The 16,432-nt window shown below is 71.2% G+C and carries 13 protein-coding genes, 1 tRNA gene and 1 pseudogene; 8 read left to right on the forward strand and 7 right to left on the reverse strand.

From position 1 onward, the window contains the following. From E1298_RS30050 to E1298_RS30070, 5 genes are all read right to left on the reverse strand, one after another. The coding region (locus E1298_RS30050; protein WP_131899190.1) for an alpha/beta fold hydrolase at positions 1–753 on the reverse strand (753 nt) is incomplete at its 3' end. A gap of 10 nt (positions 754–763) precedes the next feature. Then, complete coding sequence (locus E1298_RS30055) at positions 764–1,933, reverse strand: FAD-dependent oxidoreductase (protein ID WP_131899192.1); 1,170 nt, start codon at positions 1,931–1,933, stop codon at positions 764–766. A gap of 150 nt (positions 1,934–2,083) precedes the next feature. Further along, positions 2,084–2,605, reverse strand: a complete 522-nt coding sequence (locus tag E1298_RS30060) for an SAM-dependent methyltransferase (RefSeq protein WP_131899194.1) — start codon at positions 2,603–2,605, stop codon at positions 2,084–2,086. A gap of 46 nt (positions 2,606–2,651) precedes the next feature. Further along, positions 2,652–3,056 (reverse strand): helix-turn-helix domain-containing protein, encoded by a 405-nt coding sequence (locus E1298_RS49690; protein ID WP_207944916.1) that lies wholly within the window; start codon positions 3,054–3,056, stop codon positions 2,652–2,654. Positions 3,057–3,507: 451 nt separating this feature from the next. Then, complete coding sequence (locus tag E1298_RS30070) at positions 3,508–4,320, reverse strand: bestrophin-like domain (protein WP_165975735.1); 813 nt, start codon at positions 4,318–4,320, stop codon at positions 3,508–3,510. A 355-nt stretch (positions 4,321–4,675) separates the two neighbouring features. Between E1298_RS30070 and E1298_RS30075 the strand changes: the two genes are divergently transcribed. The 8 genes from E1298_RS30075 to E1298_RS30110 are packed head-to-tail and all read left to right on the forward strand — an operon-like array spanning position 4,676 to position 15,332. Further along, positions 4,676–6,706, forward strand: a complete 2,031-nt coding sequence (locus tag E1298_RS30075) for an AGE family epimerase/isomerase (protein ID WP_131899198.1) — start codon at positions 4,676–4,678, stop codon at positions 6,704–6,706. 33 nt (positions 6,707–6,739) lie between these two features. Then, on the forward strand, positions 6,740–8,359 hold the full coding sequence (locus tag E1298_RS30080; protein ID WP_131899200.1) for a DJ-1/PfpI family protein: 1,620 nt from the start codon (positions 6,740–6,742) through the stop codon (positions 8,357–8,359). A 2-nt stretch (positions 8,360–8,361) separates the two neighbouring features. Next, positions 8,362–10,092: a thiamine pyrophosphate-binding protein gene (locus E1298_RS30085; protein ID WP_131899202.1), complete on the forward strand. Its 1,731-nt coding sequence runs from the start codon at positions 8,362–8,364 to the stop codon at positions 10,090–10,092. Beyond that, a complete protein-coding gene (locus tag E1298_RS30090) occupies positions 10,089–12,584 on the forward strand; it encodes an alpha-amylase family glycosyl hydrolase (protein ID WP_207944917.1) in 2,496 nt (831 codons plus the stop codon). Before E1298_RS30085 ends, E1298_RS30090 begins: the two co-directional genes overlap by 4 nt. A gap of 56 nt (positions 12,585–12,640) precedes the next feature. Beyond that, positions 12,641–13,138, forward strand: a complete 498-nt coding sequence (locus E1298_RS30095) for a VOC family protein (RefSeq protein ID WP_165975736.1) — start codon at positions 12,641–12,643, stop codon at positions 13,136–13,138. Then, positions 13,135–14,241 carry an ankyrin repeat domain-containing protein gene (locus E1298_RS30100; protein ID WP_131899206.1) on the forward strand — a complete coding sequence of 369 codons (1,107 nt, stop codon included), beginning with the start codon at positions 13,135–13,137 and terminating at the stop codon, positions 14,239–14,241. Before E1298_RS30095 ends, E1298_RS30100 begins: the two co-directional genes overlap by 4 nt. Positions 14,242–14,277: 36 nt before the next feature. Continuing rightward, complete coding sequence (locus tag E1298_RS30105; RefSeq protein WP_131899208.1) at positions 14,278–14,586, forward strand: muconolactone Delta-isomerase; 309 nt, start codon at positions 14,278–14,280, stop codon at positions 14,584–14,586. 56 nt (positions 14,587–14,642) lie between these two features. After that, the gene (locus tag E1298_RS30110) at positions 14,643–15,332 is read left to right on the forward strand and encodes an EthD domain-containing protein (RefSeq protein ID WP_207944918.1); all 690 of its coding nucleotides are present in this window, start codon (positions 14,643–14,645) and stop codon (positions 15,330–15,332) included. A gap of 156 nt (positions 15,333–15,488) precedes the next feature. On the opposite strand, the gene E1298_RS30115 is transcribed toward E1298_RS30110, so the two are convergent. Further along, positions 15,489–15,565: transfer RNA gene (locus E1298_RS30115), tRNA-Leu, on the reverse strand. Positions 15,566–15,913: 348 nt separating this feature from the next. Next, positions 15,914–16,432 (reverse strand): annotated as a pseudogene (locus E1298_RS48495) (hypothetical protein); the annotation flags it as partial.

Raw genomic sequence — 16,432 nt, forward strand, 5'->3', positions numbered from 1 at the left:
GAAGTGGGTGGGGCCGCCCAGCGTCCGGTAGTCGAACCAGGGGTGCCGGGCGCGGAAGTCGATCTGGGCCTGCTCGTAGGCGGGGTCGGTGGGCTGGGAGAACAGGTGCTTGACCGGGCGGTGCTCGGCCAGGCCCGCCATCCGCCGGAGCGGCGAGCCGAACTCGGCGTACGCGCCGGCGATCACCCGGCAGGAGCGGGCCCACATCTCGAAGCCGAACCCGGACATCTCCTCCTCCAGGTGGCGCCGCACCCGTTCGTGCTCGTGGCCGTTCATCCACACCTCGTACAGGCCCCGCCTGCCCTCGATCCAGCGCTCCGGATCCTGGATGGCGGCGAGCCCGGCGGCGAAGCCGGGCGCCGGCGGGGTCATCAGCCAGTCGACGACGATCAGCCGCGGCGCCCGCGCCGTGCCGACCCGCTCGGCGATCTCCAGGCTCGCCCAGCCGCCGTGCGAGTGGGACACCGGGAGGAACCGGTCCACCCCCAGGGCGTCCAGGACGGCGATCGTGTCCGACGCCTGCTCCGGGTAGCCGAAGTCGGCGACGGGGGAGCGGTCCTCGCCGTGGCCGCGCCAGTCGACGCACAGCACGCGCAGGTCGCCCGCGAGGTGGGGGAGGAGCCGGTCGAAGAGCCGGTGGTCGTGGCACCAGCCGCTCATCAGCACCACGGCGGGCGCGTCCCGCGGGCCCTGGTCCAGGTAGGTGATCGGGTGGCCGCCGATCCGGACGGCCTTCAGGTCGGTGGAGGTCATGCCCATCCTCTCAGTGGCCCGCGGCGGAGCCGGCGAACCGCCCGGCGCCGGTCGGGACGGTCAGGGCCGCGCGCAGCCGGGAGGCGCCCAGCCGGGGCAGGAACCGGCTCCCCCTCAGCAGCGGCGTGCGGGCGGCGTCGGGGACGTAGTTGAGGCGCCCGAGCCGGTGCGACCAGCGCTGGGTGTGCTCGATGGTCGGGCGCTCGGCGTACTCCCAGTCGCGCAGCCGCTGGTCGACGGGCGCGTCCGAGCCGCTGAGCGCGTCGGCGAGGCCGAGCGCGCTCATCATCGCGCAGCCGCCGCCCTGCCCGAGGTAGGGCGGCTGCGCGTGCGCGGCGTCGCCGAGGAACGCCAGCCGGCCCATCGACCACCGGGTGAGGGTGAGGAACTGGAAGGTGTCCCACCGCCCGGGGACGCCCGCGCACGCGCCGAGCAGCGCCTCCAGGTGCGGGAAGCACCGGATCCACGCCGCCGTGTCGACCGGGATGCGGCTCGCGGGACGGTCGTCCTCGTCCGCGACGAGGGCGACGTAGAGGCTGGTCTCGCTGCTCGGGGTGTACAGGACGCGGCGCCGTCCGCTGAAGTACTCGATGTACTTGCTCTGGTCCCGGTCGGGGACGAAGCCGGGACGGCGGGGCACGGTCAGCCGCGTCGCCCCCTGCCTCGCGGCGGCGCGGTGGGCCACGATGTCGTACTGGCGGCGGATCCGGGAGTTCACCCCGTCCGCGGCGAGGACGACGTCGGCGCGGGACGTCGCGCCGGACCGCGTGACGAGGCCGCCGTCGGGGCTCGCCTCGACCACCTCCGAGCCGGTGCGGATGTCCACGCCCGCCTTCGCGGCGCCGTCGATCAGCGTGTTGATCAGGTGGTCGCGCATGATGGTGAGGACCCGCGCCTGGCCGGGGCCGTTGATCGGCACCTCCTCGACGACGCGGTCGCGGTGGTCGCGGGTCTCCAGCACCGGCCCGACGTGGGCGCCGTCCGCGGCCCGCTCGTACAGGCCGAGCGCCTCCAGGGTGGCCAGGCCGTTGCCCCAGACGTAGATGCCGGCGCCGATCGCGCGGATCTCGGTCTCCCGCTCGTGCAGGCGCACCGTCCAGCCGCGCTGGGCCAGGGCGGTGGCGGCGGTGAGCCCGGCGAGCCCTGCTCCGATGACCTCCGCGGTCTTGCTCGGCGCCACGGTCGTTCCTCTCGGTCAAGATGGTGCGGGAATCGATGCCACCCATCTTGTGACCTGGCGTCATACCTGACCAATGCTTCTTTCGGAGGAAGGCATGCCCAAACCGCTATAGCGGGCTTGGGTGCGGGCCTCGCCCGGCCCTGCGGCCCCTCACGATCCGGCCTTGCGGCCCCTCACGCAGACGAGCGCCGACCTCGCGGTCGGGGCGGTCGAGGTGCCGGTGGCGAAGCCGCCGTCGGTGAGCGCCTCGGCCACGGTCCGGGCGAGGCCCGCGGCCTGCTCGGCGGCCGGCGGCTCGTAGAACAGGTACAGCTCGCCGCCGGGTTCGAGCCGGCCGGAGATCAGGGCGAGTTCGCGCCGCGCCGGGCGCACCCAGAACAGGTTGACGTTCACGGCGAAGATCTTGTCGAACCGCTCGCCGCCGGAGGCCAGATCCTCCAGCGCCTGCGTCCGCAGCGCCGCCCTGCCCGCGGCGATGTGCGCGGCGTTGCGCCGCTCGGCCCCGGCGATCACCTTCGCCGACCGGTCGATCGCCGTGATCCTCCCGTCCGCCAGCGCCTCGCAGACCAGCGAGACCGCGACCCCGGTGCCGCACCCGATCTCCAGCAGCCGGTCGTCCGGCCGGACCGCGAGCTGTTCCACCGCCCACGCCAGTCGTTCCGGAACGGCCATGCGCCCCACCTCCCGCCTCCGGTGTGTCTACCAGAGGACGGGCGGGTCACGCGCTCTGCGTGAAGTCCTCGTCGGCGGTCTCGCGGGCGCCGGCGTCGGCGGCGGACGCGGGTGCGTGCGGACCCGCCAGCCGGTGCGGAGGCCCCGGGGCCCGCCGGTCGGGCTGGGCCAGGACGACCGGGTGCCCGGCGCCGGAGGCCGGCGGGACGGCGCCGTGGACGTCGAAGGCGCACAGGTCCTCGACGGTGCACTCCAGGGCGTCGATGAGCGCGCCGAGGACGGTGAGCGAGATCCGGTCGGGGCGGGTGCCGACCTGCCGGTAGATCTGCGAGGTCGAGAGCGTGACACCGCGCGCGGTGAGCAGCGGGATCAGGTCGGAGATGGTGTGCAGGCCCCGGGCCGCCATGACCTCGCGCAGCCTCCAGGTGTAGGTGATCGTCTGGCGGTTCACGGGGTTCTCCTCGATGGGTGCGGTGATGTCGGTGCGGAGCCATGCGGCCCCGACGATCTGGGGGCATGGGTGCGGGATGGGGATGAGAGGGTGTTTTTATCCCTGCTGTGTCGCTGCACGGATAGGTTGTCCTGACCGGTTTTGTTGGGTGGGTGACAGAGAATACGCGCCGGTGAATGATCGGTTCACTGTGCGGGCGGTTATTTCTGGGGTTTCGCGTCCGGAGCGCTCGGCTCGCCGCGCTTTACGTGAATGGCCTTCGCGTTCAAAGTGAGGGCACTCGCATTCCGTGCAAGATCTTCGCAACTTCTGCGACCGCCGTCCGTGGGCGGAGGCGGGCGGCCTCGCTTGTCCGACCGTCTCCGTGAATGCACCGTTCGTGACGGGCCGTTTTCAGAACGGTTCAGAACGAACAGCGCACATGGCAGGAGCGGGGTGGTTCCCGGCCGGTTCATGCCCGTCCGCCGGAACCGCGCGGCATCCCGTCCCGGTCGCACGGCAGCCGGGCCGCGCCAAAGCGGTGCAGGAAGTCCTTCGTCGCGTCGGTCTCGATCGACTGCATGGATCCCGGCTTGATCGGGACGAGGCCCCGGAACGGCCGGTCGATGTCCCAGATGAGGTACAGGGAGGCCACGAGCAGGGCCGCCAGGACCCACAGCCCCGCCAGTTGAGGACCCTGGCGGCGCCGCGGCAGGGACATGGCGTAGCCGGCCACCATGGCGATCACCGTGAGGACCATGAACCAGTAGACGGCCGTGGGGATCGCGGGTGCCGACTGCTCCACCCGCTCGCGCCGATCGGTCGAGCGGGTCCTGTCGGCGTCGGTGAGCAGCTTGAACATGGTCGGGTCGCGGAGCTCCTTGAAAGTGTCCCGAAGCCTGTCCAGCCAGCGGTCGGGCTCGGGCGAGAACCGGTTGTCGGCGGCCATGGCCGGCCACTCCTTGCGGATGACGGCCCTGGCGTAGCACACGGTCGCGGCCTTCACCTTCTCCTGGGTGGGGTCCGGCAGCAGGGTGGCCATCGAGTCGATGCCGTCGATCGCGGCCGCCTCGCCGCTGGCGGCTCCCTCGGCGGCGGAGTAGGACTCGGCGGCCAGGACCATGACGAACGCGATAACGAGTACGGCAAGGGTTTCCAGGGGCCCGACAAGGTCTTTGACAGTGATGCCCTCTTCGGGATCGGCATGTACTTTGCGTCGGCGTCGGAAGAGCAGCGTCGCGAGTATTGCCGCGGCAACAATGACGGCGGCCATGATGACATCCATGCGGCGAGTATAAGTAGCGCCACCCATTGTGACCAGCCCTCGCCGAGAGATCGGGCGCCAGTTCTCGCAATCTGCGAATAGCGTGCGGGAGTTGCCGCGAACTTGACGCTGAAGTGACACTTCGCTGCGGTTGAGGCCACCGCCGCCGCGGTAGGTAATGGCTCGGATGTGTCCAACAGTTGATCTTGAGGGGGGTAATAGCGCTAGCGATACCGCTGGACGGGCGCGTTGCGCGCCCGGTCCGGAAGCTTTGTTCTCTTCCCAGTGCGTCATTGTGGCGCGCATTCAGTAAGTCGATAGCACGATGTATTCAAGGTCCGGCGGCGGCCCGCCGCCGGACCGGCTAAGGGGAGTCATGGGTTTCAAGAACCAGGCCGAGACGATGACGGTGGCCGGCAAGGTCACGGGCGTCGACCAGGACGCCAAGTCCTTCACGCTGCAGTGCCGCAGCGGCGACGCCGTCACGATCAACGTCGGCGCCACCACCTACTACGAGGTCATGTCGAACGTGGACGGCATGCCGCGCGACCGCACGGAGGAGCCCGCGCAGTCCGACGGCGACCCCGTCAAGGCGGGCCTCACCCGCTACCTGGCCGAGGGCGCGCTGGTCTACGTCCGCGGCAACAACATGGAGGCCGACGGCAAGCAGCGTTTCGACGGCCGTACCGTCTACCTCCTGCAGCCCAGCCTCGGCGGCAAGTACGGCTTCGAGGAGACGCACTGGTGGATCGACCAGATCAGCCGGCTGGCCGACCGCTGGCTGGACCAGCTTCTGTCGGGGGACCGCGAGTACACCAGCGAGGACTTCGCCCGCGGCTACCGCACCCAGCTCAACGCCCTGGGGCAGGCGGGCGACGACACCGTCCAGGAGTGCGCCACCCTGTCGCGCCTCATCTACGGGCTGTCGTCGGCCTACCTGATGACCGGCACCGACCGGTACTTCGACGCCGCCAAGGCCGCCGTGGAGTTCCAGCGCCAGGCGTTCCGGACGCTCTCGCATGACGGCCGCCACTGCTTCTGGGCGTTCGGACGGCGGGGCACCTCCGAGGGGGAGCGCCTCATCGTGGCCTCGGAGTTCGGCGACGACTACGGCGCCATCCCGCTGTACGAGCAGATCTACGCTCTCGCCGGGCTCGCCCAGTTCTACCGGATCAGCGCGGACTGGGCGGCGCTGGACGATATCCGCCGCACCGTGCGGACGTTCTTTGACTTCTACCGCGACGACGACGCGGCCAGGGAGCGCGGCCTGCCCGGGCTGGGCGGGTACTTCTCGCACCTGGACCCGGTGACCAGGCGGCCTGACGTGGCCGCGCTCGGCGACAACCGGTCCCGCAAGAACTGGAACTCCGTCGGCGACCACATCCCCGCCTACCTGGTCAACCTGATCCTGGGGCTGGACCCGCTGCCCCGCCGCGCCGGCCGCGACGAGCTCGACGCGTTCCAGGACGAGGCGATCGGGCTCCTGGAGGAGACGGTCACGCTGATCATCGAGAAGTTCCCCGACGAGGGCAGCGACTACGTCAACGAGCGGTTCCACGCCGACTGGACGCCGGACCACGAGTACCGCTGGCAGCAGAACCGCGCGGTGGTCGGCCACAACCTCAAGATCGCCTGGAACCTGACCCGCTGCTCGTTCTACCTGGACAAGCGCGAGCGCGACCTGCTCGCCCACGGGGACCAGGAGGCCGCCGCGCGCGTCAAGGACCTCAGCGGTCGGTGCATCGAGCTGGCGACCCGGCTCGGCGACCGGATGGCCGAGATCGGCGCGGTCGACCCGTTCCGGGGCGGGATCTTCGACTCGGTCGAGCGGGAGCCCGCCAACGGCATGCCGATCGAGTTCAGCTGGGGGACGACCAAGGACTTCTGGCAGCAGGAGCAGGCCATCCTCGCCTACCTCATCCTGTACGGGGCCACCAAGGAGCAGCGGTACCTGGACCTGGCCCGCGAGTGCGCGGCGTTCTGGAACCTGTTCTTCCTCGACCGCGACCACCAGGGCATCTTCTTCCGCACGACCGAGGGCGGGCAGCCGATCACCCAGGGGATGTACGGGTCGAAGGGCGGCCACTCCGTCTCGGGCTACCACGCCTTCGAGCTGAACTACCTGGCGCACCTGTACACCCGCGCCTACGTCGACGCCGGCGGGACGGGCAGCTTCAGCCTGCACTTCAAGCTGCTGGACTCGCGGGGCCAGGAGAGCATCAACGTCCTGCCCGACTTCATGCCGCTCAACAAGGTGGAGATCGAGCGGGTGTTCGTGGACGGCGTCGACTACACCGACAGCCTCAAGCCCGACGACCCGAACAACTTCCAGATCCCCGTCGACGACCTGACCGCAAGCCAGCGCGACGGCTCGATCGACCTCATGGTCGAGTTCGCGGTGCATTGAAGGCCATCGAACGCCACGGGACAGGAGGACGTCATGACCGACCGACCCACCGACCGGCCCCTGGCCGGCGCGCGGGTGGCCGTCCTGGTCGAGAGCCAGTACATCCCCGGGGAACTGCGGGCGATCCAGGAGCGCTTCGCCGGGTACGGCGCCCAGGTCGACCTGGTCTCCCGGCTGTGGGACCAGCCCAGCCTGCGCTTCTACTCGACGGTAGAGCCCGACGGCGACGGGAACGTCCCGCCGCTGGAATGGATCGAGGTGAGCCTGGACGTCGACCAGGTGGACCCGTCCGGCTACGACGCGGTCATCGCGGTGGCCAACTATCCGACGGTGCGGATGCGCTATCTGGACGCGCCCGCCACCAGCGAGATCGCGGCGGAGGCGGTGCGGCAGGTGCCGGCCGTCCGGTTCATGCGCCGCGCCATGCAGGACCGGCGGGTGATCAAGGCGGCGCCCTGCCACGCGCTGTGGCTGCTCACGCCGTCGCCGGACCTGCTGGCCGGCCGCACGGTGACCTGCAACGGCGTGCTGATCGCGGACGTCCTCAACGCGGGCGCCGTCTACACGCCGCCGCCCGCGCAGACGCCCGTCGACGATCAGGTCGTCGTGGACGACGACCTGGTCACCAGCACCTCGTGGCACGCCACCGGCACGCTGGTCGACACGGTCCGCGATCTGATCATTTCCCGGCGCGAGTCGGGCGTGCCCGAACCGGCGGAGGCCGCCGCCGCGGGCACGGGCGCGGCGCCCGCCACGGAATCGGGAGCGGCCCGCACGGGCGGCGGCCCGAGCGGGCGCCGGGGCAAGGTCCTCACCCTGCTGTCGGAATGGGGGTACTGGGGTGAGGAGCTGATCGGACCGCTGGACGAGCTGGACCGGGCCGGGTACGCGGTGGACTTCTGCACGCCCACCGGCAAGCGGCCCAACGCGATCCCGGTGAGCATGGACGCCGACTTCTTCGACCCGCCGCTGCAGCGCACGGTCACCTCTCCGGAGATGGCCGCGCGGGTCCGGGAGATGGACGATCCGTCCACCGAGCAGGGGGCCCGCCTACAGGACCCGATCAGCCTGGCCGGCTGGTTCCCGCAGCGGCCGTACTTCGCCCACCCGCAGTTCGTCCGGCTGCTGGAGAACTACCGCCGGGCGCTGGGGGCCGCGGAGCGGCGCGCGGTCGAGGAGTACGACGCGCTGCTCATCGTCGGCGGCTCGGGACCGATCGTCGACATGGTGAACAACCAGCGGGTGCACGATCTGATCCTGGCCTTCCACAAGGCCGGCAAGCCGATCGCGGCCGAATGCTATGGCGTGGCGTGCCTGGCGTTCGCGCGGGACATGAACCAGCGCGCGTGCATCCTCGAAGGCAAGCACGTGACCGGCCACTGCCTGGAGTACGACTACCAGGACGGGACCCACTTCGTGGAGTCCCGCGACACGTTCCTCGACTTCAACATGGGGCCGCCGCCCTACCCGCTGGAGTTCATCCTGCGGGACGCGACGGCCCCGGACGGCGCCTACCACGGCAACTTCGGAAGCCCGACGAGCGTCATCGTGGACTATCCGTTCATCACCGGGCGGTCCACTGGCGACAGCGTGCTGACCGGGAGCAAGCTGGTGGAGGTGCTCGATGACGGCCTCCGGCGGTGGGGGTGGTGACCATGACGGGAGTCACCGGGCACCGGCGCCTGCTGGAGCAGATGCGCGCCGACGGCGTCCGGCACCTGTTCGGGAATCCGGGATCGACCGAAGAGGGGCTACTGGACGAGATCGCCCGGTTCCCCGACGTCGGGTACGTGCTCGGCCTCCAGGAGGCGGCGGTGGTCTGCCTCGCCGACGGCTACGCGCAGGCCACCCACCGTCCCAGCGTGGTGCTGCTGCACAGCGGGGTCGGGCTCGGCAACGCCGTCGGCAGCCTGTGCCACGCCAAGCAGCGCGGCACGCCGATGGTGGTGCTCGCGGGCGAGGCCGGGGTCGTCTACGAGCCGCTTGAGGCCCACATGGCGGCCGACCTGGTGGGCATCGCCCGCCCGGTCACGAAGTACGCCACCCGGGCCGTCCATCCGGCCAGCGTGCTGCGCCAGTTCCGGCGCTGCATGAAGGTCGCGGCGACGCCGCCGCAGGGGCCGGTCCTGCTGGCGCTGCCGCAGGACGTCCTGGACCAGGTCAACGACGAGCCGGTGCTGCCGACGGTCGTCCCCGACACCCGGGTCCTGCCCGAGCCGGCGCGCCTGCGGGAGGCGGCGGAGCTGCTGGCGGGCGCGCGGTCGCCGCTGATCCTGGTCGGGGACGGCGTCGCCGCCAGCGAGGCGGTCCCGGAGCTGGAGCGGTTCGCCGAGGCCTGGGGCGCGCCGGTGTGCCTGTCGATGGCCTCGGAGCTGCTCTTCCCGTGGACGCACCCGCTCTGCGACGGGCTCATGGGGCACATGTTCGGCGAGCACAGCGGCGCGGCCGTGGCCGACGCCGACGCGGTCCTGGTGTGCGGCACCTACCTGTTCCCGGACGTGTTCCCGCTGACCGGCAGCCCGTTCAGGGACGACGCCCGGATCGTGCACGTCGACCTGGACCCCTACGCCATCGCCAAGAACCATCCGGTGACGCTGGGCCTGGTCAGCGACCCGCGGCTGACGCTGCGGGCGCTGACCCCGGCGCTGCGCCAGGCGCAGGGGGAGGAGGGCGGCGCCGAGTCCGCGCGCCGCGCCGAGTGGATCGGGGCGCGGCACGAGGAGGCCCGGCGGGCGGCGCTGGAGGCCGACCGCGCGGTCCGCGACCGCGTGCCGCTGCGGATGTCGGCGGTGGCCGAGCGGCTCGCCGCGCTGCTGCCGGACGACGCGGTGGTCTTCGACGAGGCGCTCACCCACTCGCCGGACCTCACCCGCTGGCTGCCGCCGCGGCTGCCCGGGGCGTTCTTCCAGACGCCCGGCGGCACGCTCGGCGTCGGCATCCCGGGCGCGGTGGGCGCCAAGATCGCCCATCCGGAGCGCACGGTGGTGGGGTTCACCGGCGACGGCGGCGCGATGTTCACCTTCCAGGCGCTGTGGACGGCGGCGCACCACGGGATCGACGTCAAGCTGGTGGTCTGCCACAACTCCGGCTACCGGCTGCTGAAGGAGAACCTGGTCGACTACCGCGGTGATCTGGGCGACCCGGATCCCGCGGCGGAGTTCCCCTGGTTCTTCGACGTGGACCGGCCGTGCGTCGACTTCGTCGCCGTCGCGGGAGGTCTCGGCGTGCCCGCCCAGCGGATCACCGAACCCGCCGAGATCGAACCCGTCCTGAAGAGCATGCTCGACCACGAAGGACCCTTCCTGGTCGAGGTGCGGCTCGAACGGGACGTCGCCGCGGGCAGCGCCGCGGGCGGTGGCCCAGTCACGGAGGTCAAGCAATCATGAGACCCGTCCAGTTCATCTACCACACCGGTATCCCGCGACCGGGGTTCCGCAACGTGCGGCTGTCGGGAAGCTGGGACGGCCAGGGCCGTCCCAGCCAGGAGTGGGCCGTCACGCCCATGGACCAGTTCACCGACGAGACCGGATGCCCGGCGTTCCGCGCCACCGTGGAGTTCCCGGACGACCAGGCGGGCCAGGGCTACTCCTGGGGCGTGCTGGTCGACGGCCCGGCCGGCCACGACGTGTGGGCGATCCCCACCGAGGCCAAGGACGCGGCGTCCACGGCGCGGGGCCGGGACTTCGTCCTGGCCGACGCCACCCCGGCGCAGCACTACTGGCTGAGCACCGCCCGCCGGCTCGGCGCGAACAAGCGCCACACCGAGCAGGGCCGTCCCCGGCTGGAGTTCGGGGTCTGGGCGCCCAACGCCCAGGCGGTCTCGGTGGTGTTCGGCGACCCCGTCAGCGGCTACATCGCCGACGACGGCACCGGCGTCGACGAGGACATCGGCAGGATCCCGATGAGCCGCGACGACGAGGGCGTGTGGACGACCGACCCGTCCGACCAGCGCCTGGCCGACTACGAGGGGCTGCGCAACCGGCCCTACATGTTCGAGGTCGTCAAGGACAACGGGCGGGTCGCGTACCGCACCGACCTGTACTCGCGGACGCAGATCGGCCGGGGCGCCGTCGACCCGGCCGACCCCGCGGCGGGCCGGCCGTTCTCGGGCCGCTACCAGGACCTCGACGGGACGGTCGGCTGCTCGGTCGTGATCGATCCCGACCGGTCCACCCGGCACTTCTCCGAGCCCGAGTGGCCGCCTCGCGAATGGGTCCCGGACGACGAGTTCTGGCGCGAGGAGCACGATCCGGGCCGTCCGGTGCCCACCCGGGTCGAGGACCTGGTGATCTACGAGATGCACCTCGCCGGCCTCGGCGCCGGCGACGTGGACTCCGAGGGCAGGCCCGTCCCCGGCGACATCGAGGACGCCGTCGCGCTACTGGACCACCTGGCCGAGCTGGGGATCAACGCGGTCGAGCTGCTGCCCGTCTCCGAGTTCGAGGGCACCGCGTCGTGGGGGTACGGCACCTCCCACTACTACGCGGTCGAATGCAGTGCGGGCGGCCGCGAGCAGCTCAAGCACTTCGTCCGGGCCTGCCATCAGCGCGGCATCGCGGTCATCCTCGACATGGTCTTCAACCACTACCACCACCACGCCGAGCGGGCGCAGTGGGCCTACGACTCCGACGAGCACTCGCGCAATATCTACTATTGGTACGAGGGCCGGGAGAGCGACTACGCCGACCCCACGGGCGGCTACATCGACAACATGTCGACCGCCTGGGCGCCGCGGTTCTGGGAGGAGCACGTCCGGCAGTACCTCATCTCCAGCGCCGTCGCCCACATGGTGCAGTTCCACGTCGACGGCTTCCGCATGGACCAGACCACCTCCATCCACGCGTACTCGGTGCTGCACGCCGACGGCCGCCCGGTGGGCGCCGCCAACGCCTTCGGCGCCAAGTTCCTGCGCGAGCTCACCCGCACCCTGCGGCTGATCAGGCCGGAGGTGTTCCTGCTCGCCGAGGACCATTCCGGATGGGACGCGGTCACCCACGACCCCGACGCGGGCGGGCTGGGCTTCGACGCGGTCTGGTACGCCGACTTCTACCACCACCTGGCCGGCGACACCGGGCACGCGGGCGCGGCGAACCTGCTCACCCAGGCCGCCATCGCCGACGGCCGTCCGCTGGCGATGGACTACTTCGCCGGGGCCCTGCAAGCCAGCGGGGACGCCAAGGTCGTCTACCACGAGTCGCACGACGAGGCCGGGAACTCGCGGTACTCCGGCGGCGACTCGGGCCGGACGATCTCCATCGCCGTGGGGGACGCGCCGCTCGTCGGCGAGACCCGCCGCTATGCCGAGGCCCGCGCCCGTTTCGCCGCGGGGATGTCGATCCTGTCGGCCGGGACGCCCATGTTCTTCATGGGCGAGGAGTCGGGGGCCAGCGAGGACTACCGGTACGACGACTTCGTGGAGCACCGGGAGAACATCCTGGCCGCCGCGCGGGGCGAGGGCCGCAACCTCTGCGCGTTCTACCGCGACCTCATCCATCTTCGGCGCGAGCGGCCGGCCGCGCGCACGCACGAGCTGCGGGTCGTCCACGTGCACAACGGCAACCGGGTGCTGGCGTTCCTGCGTCCCCACGAGGACGGCGACCTGCTGGTCGTGGCGAACCTGAAGGACACCCCGTACGAGGCGGGCTACCGGATCCAGGGCCTGCCGGACGGCACCTGGCGCGAGGTCCTCAACAGCGACTCCGCCGAATACAACGGCTGGGACCAGGGCAACCGGGGCGGGGACCTGCCCGGGACCGGCGGCGAGCTGAACGTGGTGCTGCCACGCGCGGGCTTCGTCGTCCTGGAGCGCCGGGACCGGCCGCAAGGCCAGGGATCACAAGAGACGGACGAACGCCGGCCCGCCATGGCGGCCGGCTGACGAACCAGATGGCCGGGCCGCGCTCCGTCACGGCCCGGCCGACCCAAGGGACACTCATGACAACACACACCACCGGGCACGCGGCCGACGTCGCGACGCCCTTGAACATCTGGGCGCTGTCGGCCTGCATCTCCGTGGACGACCTGGACGCCTGCACCGATTGGTACGCCCACTACCTGGGCATGGAGCCCGCGCAATCGCACACCGTCCCCGAGATCGGGGCCCGCATCGCCTACCTGGAGGGGCACGGCCTGCGCCTGGAGCTGGTGGAGCAGTACGGCGCGCAGCGGGCGCCCGAGCGCCCGGACCCGCCGGACCACGGCACCGTCCAGGGCCTCTCCCAGATCACCTTCTATGTGACCGACCTGGCCGCCGTGCGCGACTACGCCCGCCGTGAGCGGCTCACGGTCGCGATGGACGTGGCGACCCTTCCCCAGCTCGGCGTCTCCGCGTTCTTCCTGCGCGACCCGGAGGGGAACCTCATCGAGTTCATCGAACTGGGAGAACGCCCCCAGGACCGGGGCTCCACCAGGGCGGCGGGAGGTGCGCCATGACGGCCGCGGGGCCGCCGCCGGGGCCGCGGCCGGAGCCGCCGGAGCCGCCGCCGGAACAGGCGGTCGCGGTGCTGGACGAGCGGCTCATCTCCGCCGTCCGGCGGGGCGACGGCCGGGAGGCGGTCAAGCTCATCAACGTCGGGGCCGACCCCAGCGCCCGCGACGACAAGAGCGGGCTGACCGTCCTGATGATCGCGGCGGGCCAGGGCGGCGGCGGGCTCACCCGGGCGCTGCTGGCCGCGGGCGCCGACGTCCACACCGGCGACGCGCGGGCCGGCGCGACCGCGCTGCACAAGGCGGTCCAGGGCGGAAGCCTTGAGGTGGTCCGCATGCTGGTGGAGGCGGGCGCGTTCATCGACGCGGTCGCCCCGACCACCGGCCACACCCCGCTGATGGACGCCCTGTGGTTCAAGGCCCCCGGCATCGTCCGGTACCTGCTCCAGCAGGGCGCCAACCTCAACGTGTCGACCCACTACGGATTCACCCTCAAGGAGCATTTCGACTACGAGCTCAGGGTGAACCGGCTGGGCCGGGAACGCCTTGAGGAATCGGAGAGGCTGCTGCGCCGGCGCGAGCGCCACGACGCCGACCAGGTCCGCAAGCAGCGGCTCATGGCCGCGGTCGTCGCGGGCGACCTCGCCGGCGTCGCCAAGGCCCTGGCCGCCGAGGCCGACGTGGACGCCCGGGCGCCGATACTGGGCGGCTTCAACGACGGCCACACGCCGCTGCTGGTGGCGTGCAGGGACGGGCACACCGAGATCGTCCGGGAGCTGCTGGGCGCCGGCGCCGACGTGAACGCCGTCGAGCCGACCTTCGGGGCCGTCCCGCTGCACAAGGCGGTCTACAACGGCCACGCCGACATCACCCGGATGCTCGTCGCCGTGCCGGAGGCCGACCTGGACTACCAGGGGGCGACCAACGGCTACAGCGCGCTGCACGACTCGCTGTGGCACGGCTACGCGGAATGCGCCCGCGTGCTGATCGACGCCGGGGCCCGGCTGGACCTGCGCGGCCACGACGGCAAGACGCCCGCCGACATCGCCGCCGACACCTTCGGCGCCCATGACGAGATGGTCGTCCTGCTGCGTTCCAGGACCCACTGACAGAAACGACAGTAACGAGAATCGGGGGAACGATCCATGTTGGTCTATATACAGATGCGCTGGAACCATGAAGGACGAATCAGCCTTGACGAGCTCTGGGAGGTGGAGGCGCAGGAGGCCGAGCACGCCCAGGAGACCATCGATTCCGGGATGGTGGTCGGGATCTGGAAGGTGGCGGCGCAGAAGCGCGTCATCGCCGTACTGGACGTGGAATCGCCTGACGATCTTGACCGTACGGCGCTGGGCCGCCTGCCGATGCGCGAATACCTCGAATTCGAGGCCGTCTGGCCGCTGCGCGACTACCAGGGCTTCGCCGCTGACGTGCGCAAGCGGTACAAGGTCTGAAGCCGCGGGCGGACGTGATGATTCATCAATTCATCCTCGCCGCTCCCAGGCCGGGCATGGAAACCGCCGACTTCCAGCGCTACTGGCTGGAGGTCCACGCGGTGCGGTACGCCGCCAAGATCCCGCAGATCCGGCGCTACCTGGTCGACACCCGCGTCCCTTTCGACGGGGACCTGGGCGATCCGCCGCTCCCACATCAGGGCATCGCCGAAATATGGCTGGACGACGAGCAGCGGCAACTGGCCTCGATGCAGAGCGAGGAATTCCTTCAGGGGGCGCGGCTGGACGAGCCCAACTGGGCCGCTTTCTGGCAGACGATCGTGGTCGACACCACGCCGCACGAGATCGGGCTCGGAGCGCCCGCGGACGCTCCGCCGGGCGGGGTCAAGATGACCACCCTGCTCAGACGCAGCCCCGGCATGCCTCTGGAGCGGTACCGGGAGGCGACGCTGGACACCTACGCGGCGGCGGCGGGCGGTCTGCCCGGCGTGCGCGGTCATCTTCACTGCCACACCCGGGACGGGGCCTACGTCTTCGGCGAGCCGCCATTCGACAGCGTCGAGCAAATGTGGTTCGCCGACCTGGACGCGCTCAGACGCGCCCTGGAGTCCCGCGCCTACACCGACCACCTGCGAAAGGAGCGAGAGGCGCTGGCCGATCCCCGCCATGTGTTCTCCATGACGTGCGAAGAGCACTGGATCATCGGACCGGAGCCGCGGCCTCGGCCGCGAACACTTGATCGTTAGGGCGTGTTTCATAAGTCGCGTTCGTCGTGAGCGGCGCCCGGGTGCGTGCATCGCAAGGCGGAGGGGGGAGACGGCCCGGTGTCGGCCGTCGACCGACGACAACGCCGCGAGGTGCGTGCCTGGGCGCCTCGCGCACGGTGATCGACGTTTGGGCATTGGTGCCCCCTGTCGGACTCGAACCGACACTTGGTCCCTTTTAAGGGGACTGCCTCTGCCATCTGGGCTAAGGGGGCTCGTTGCGGTTGGGCTTAATTGTGGGTTGTGGTGTGCCGCCTCTGTCGGATTGGGTGTTCACCGTGCACTCGGCGTTCGATCGGCATGATTGGACTGTTCCATCGCGGGAGAAAGCGAACCAAGGTCCGGCCACGTTTTGCCGGCACGTTGCCGTGATGAAGAATTATGGTCTGATTGCGCGGGATGGACAAAGGAATTGACGTTTCGCGAGGTCGCGCGGCCGGCCTCCGTGACGCCGCCGCCCAGCAGGTCTCCATCCCGAGCCGCGCGGCCTTCCTGCCGTCGTGTGATGGCGCAGGAAGGCCGCCGCCGCGGGACCGGGCCGTCTCCCCGGAGGATGCGGCCGTCTACGGGTCGGCCTGGTCGAGCGAGAGCCGTTTGTGGGCCTCGATCCACTGGTCGATCTCGGCGTCGCTGCCGCCGCACCCGGCGATGTAGGCGCACACCAGCTCGCGCTTGGGCAGCTTGCCGTTCTTGCCGATGGTGCTGAAGGCTCCGTAGGAGTAGGGGCGGTCGATCCGCGGATGGCGGGAGCAGACCTTGGCCATCGCCCGCAGCGTCGGCTTGCCGTGGAAGGACCGGAAGGCTTTCATCAGCGCCACGAACTCGGCGCTGTCGGAGGCGGTGCCGGGATCGGGCGGGGGCACCTTGCGGGTGCCGTGCTTGGTCTTGGCGTCCTGAGGCTCCTTGCCGCCGGTTGGCGCTCCCGCCCGGGTGTCCTCGGACGGTCCCGCTCGGGCGCCCGTCCCGAAGCCCGGCAGAGGTCCGGCACAGCCGCCCCCGGCCGGGACGCCGGCGGAACCGGGCGGCTCGGCGGCCGGGGCGGCCGGGGTGGCCGCCGGCCGGGGCGGCCAGGTGGCGGCCGG

The organism is Actinomadura rubrisoli (genome assembly GCF_004349215.1).
GTDB classification, from domain to species: domain Bacteria; phylum Actinomycetota; class Actinomycetes; order Streptosporangiales; family Streptosporangiaceae; genus Spirillospora; species Spirillospora rubrisoli.

Excerpts from the sequence above, each read along its gene's own strand:
- E1298_RS30070 (WP_165975735.1), bottom strand. The coding sequence starts at position 4,320 with ATGGATGTCATCATGGCCGCCGTCATTGTTGCCGCGGCAATACTCGCG.
- E1298_RS30060 (WP_131899194.1), bottom strand. The coding sequence starts at position 2,605 with ATGGCCGTTCCGGAACGACTGGCGTGGGCGGTGGAACAGCTCGCGGTC.
- E1298_RS30090 (WP_207944917.1), top strand. The coding sequence starts at position 10,089 with ATGAGACCCGTCCAGTTCATCTACCACACCGGTATCCCGCGACCGGGG.
- E1298_RS30075 (WP_131899198.1), top strand. The coding sequence starts at position 4,676 with ATGGGTTTCAAGAACCAGGCCGAGACGATGACGGTGGCCGGCAAGGTC.
- E1298_RS30080 (WP_131899200.1), top strand. The coding sequence starts at position 6,740 with ATGACCGACCGACCCACCGACCGGCCCCTGGCCGGCGCGCGGGTGGCC.
- E1298_RS30110 (WP_207944918.1), top strand. The coding sequence starts at position 14,643 with ATGGAAACCGCCGACTTCCAGCGCTACTGGCTGGAGGTCCACGCGGTG.
- E1298_RS30085 (WP_131899202.1), top strand. The coding sequence starts at position 8,362 with ATGACGGGAGTCACCGGGCACCGGCGCCTGCTGGAGCAGATGCGCGCC.
- E1298_RS30095 (WP_165975736.1), top strand. The coding sequence starts at position 12,641 with ATGACAACACACACCACCGGGCACGCGGCCGACGTCGCGACGCCCTTG.
- E1298_RS30105 (WP_131899208.1), top strand. The coding sequence starts at position 14,278 with ATGTTGGTCTATATACAGATGCGCTGGAACCATGAAGGACGAATCAGC.
- E1298_RS30100 (WP_131899206.1), top strand. The coding sequence starts at position 13,135 with ATGACGGCCGCGGGGCCGCCGCCGGGGCCGCGGCCGGAGCCGCCGGAG.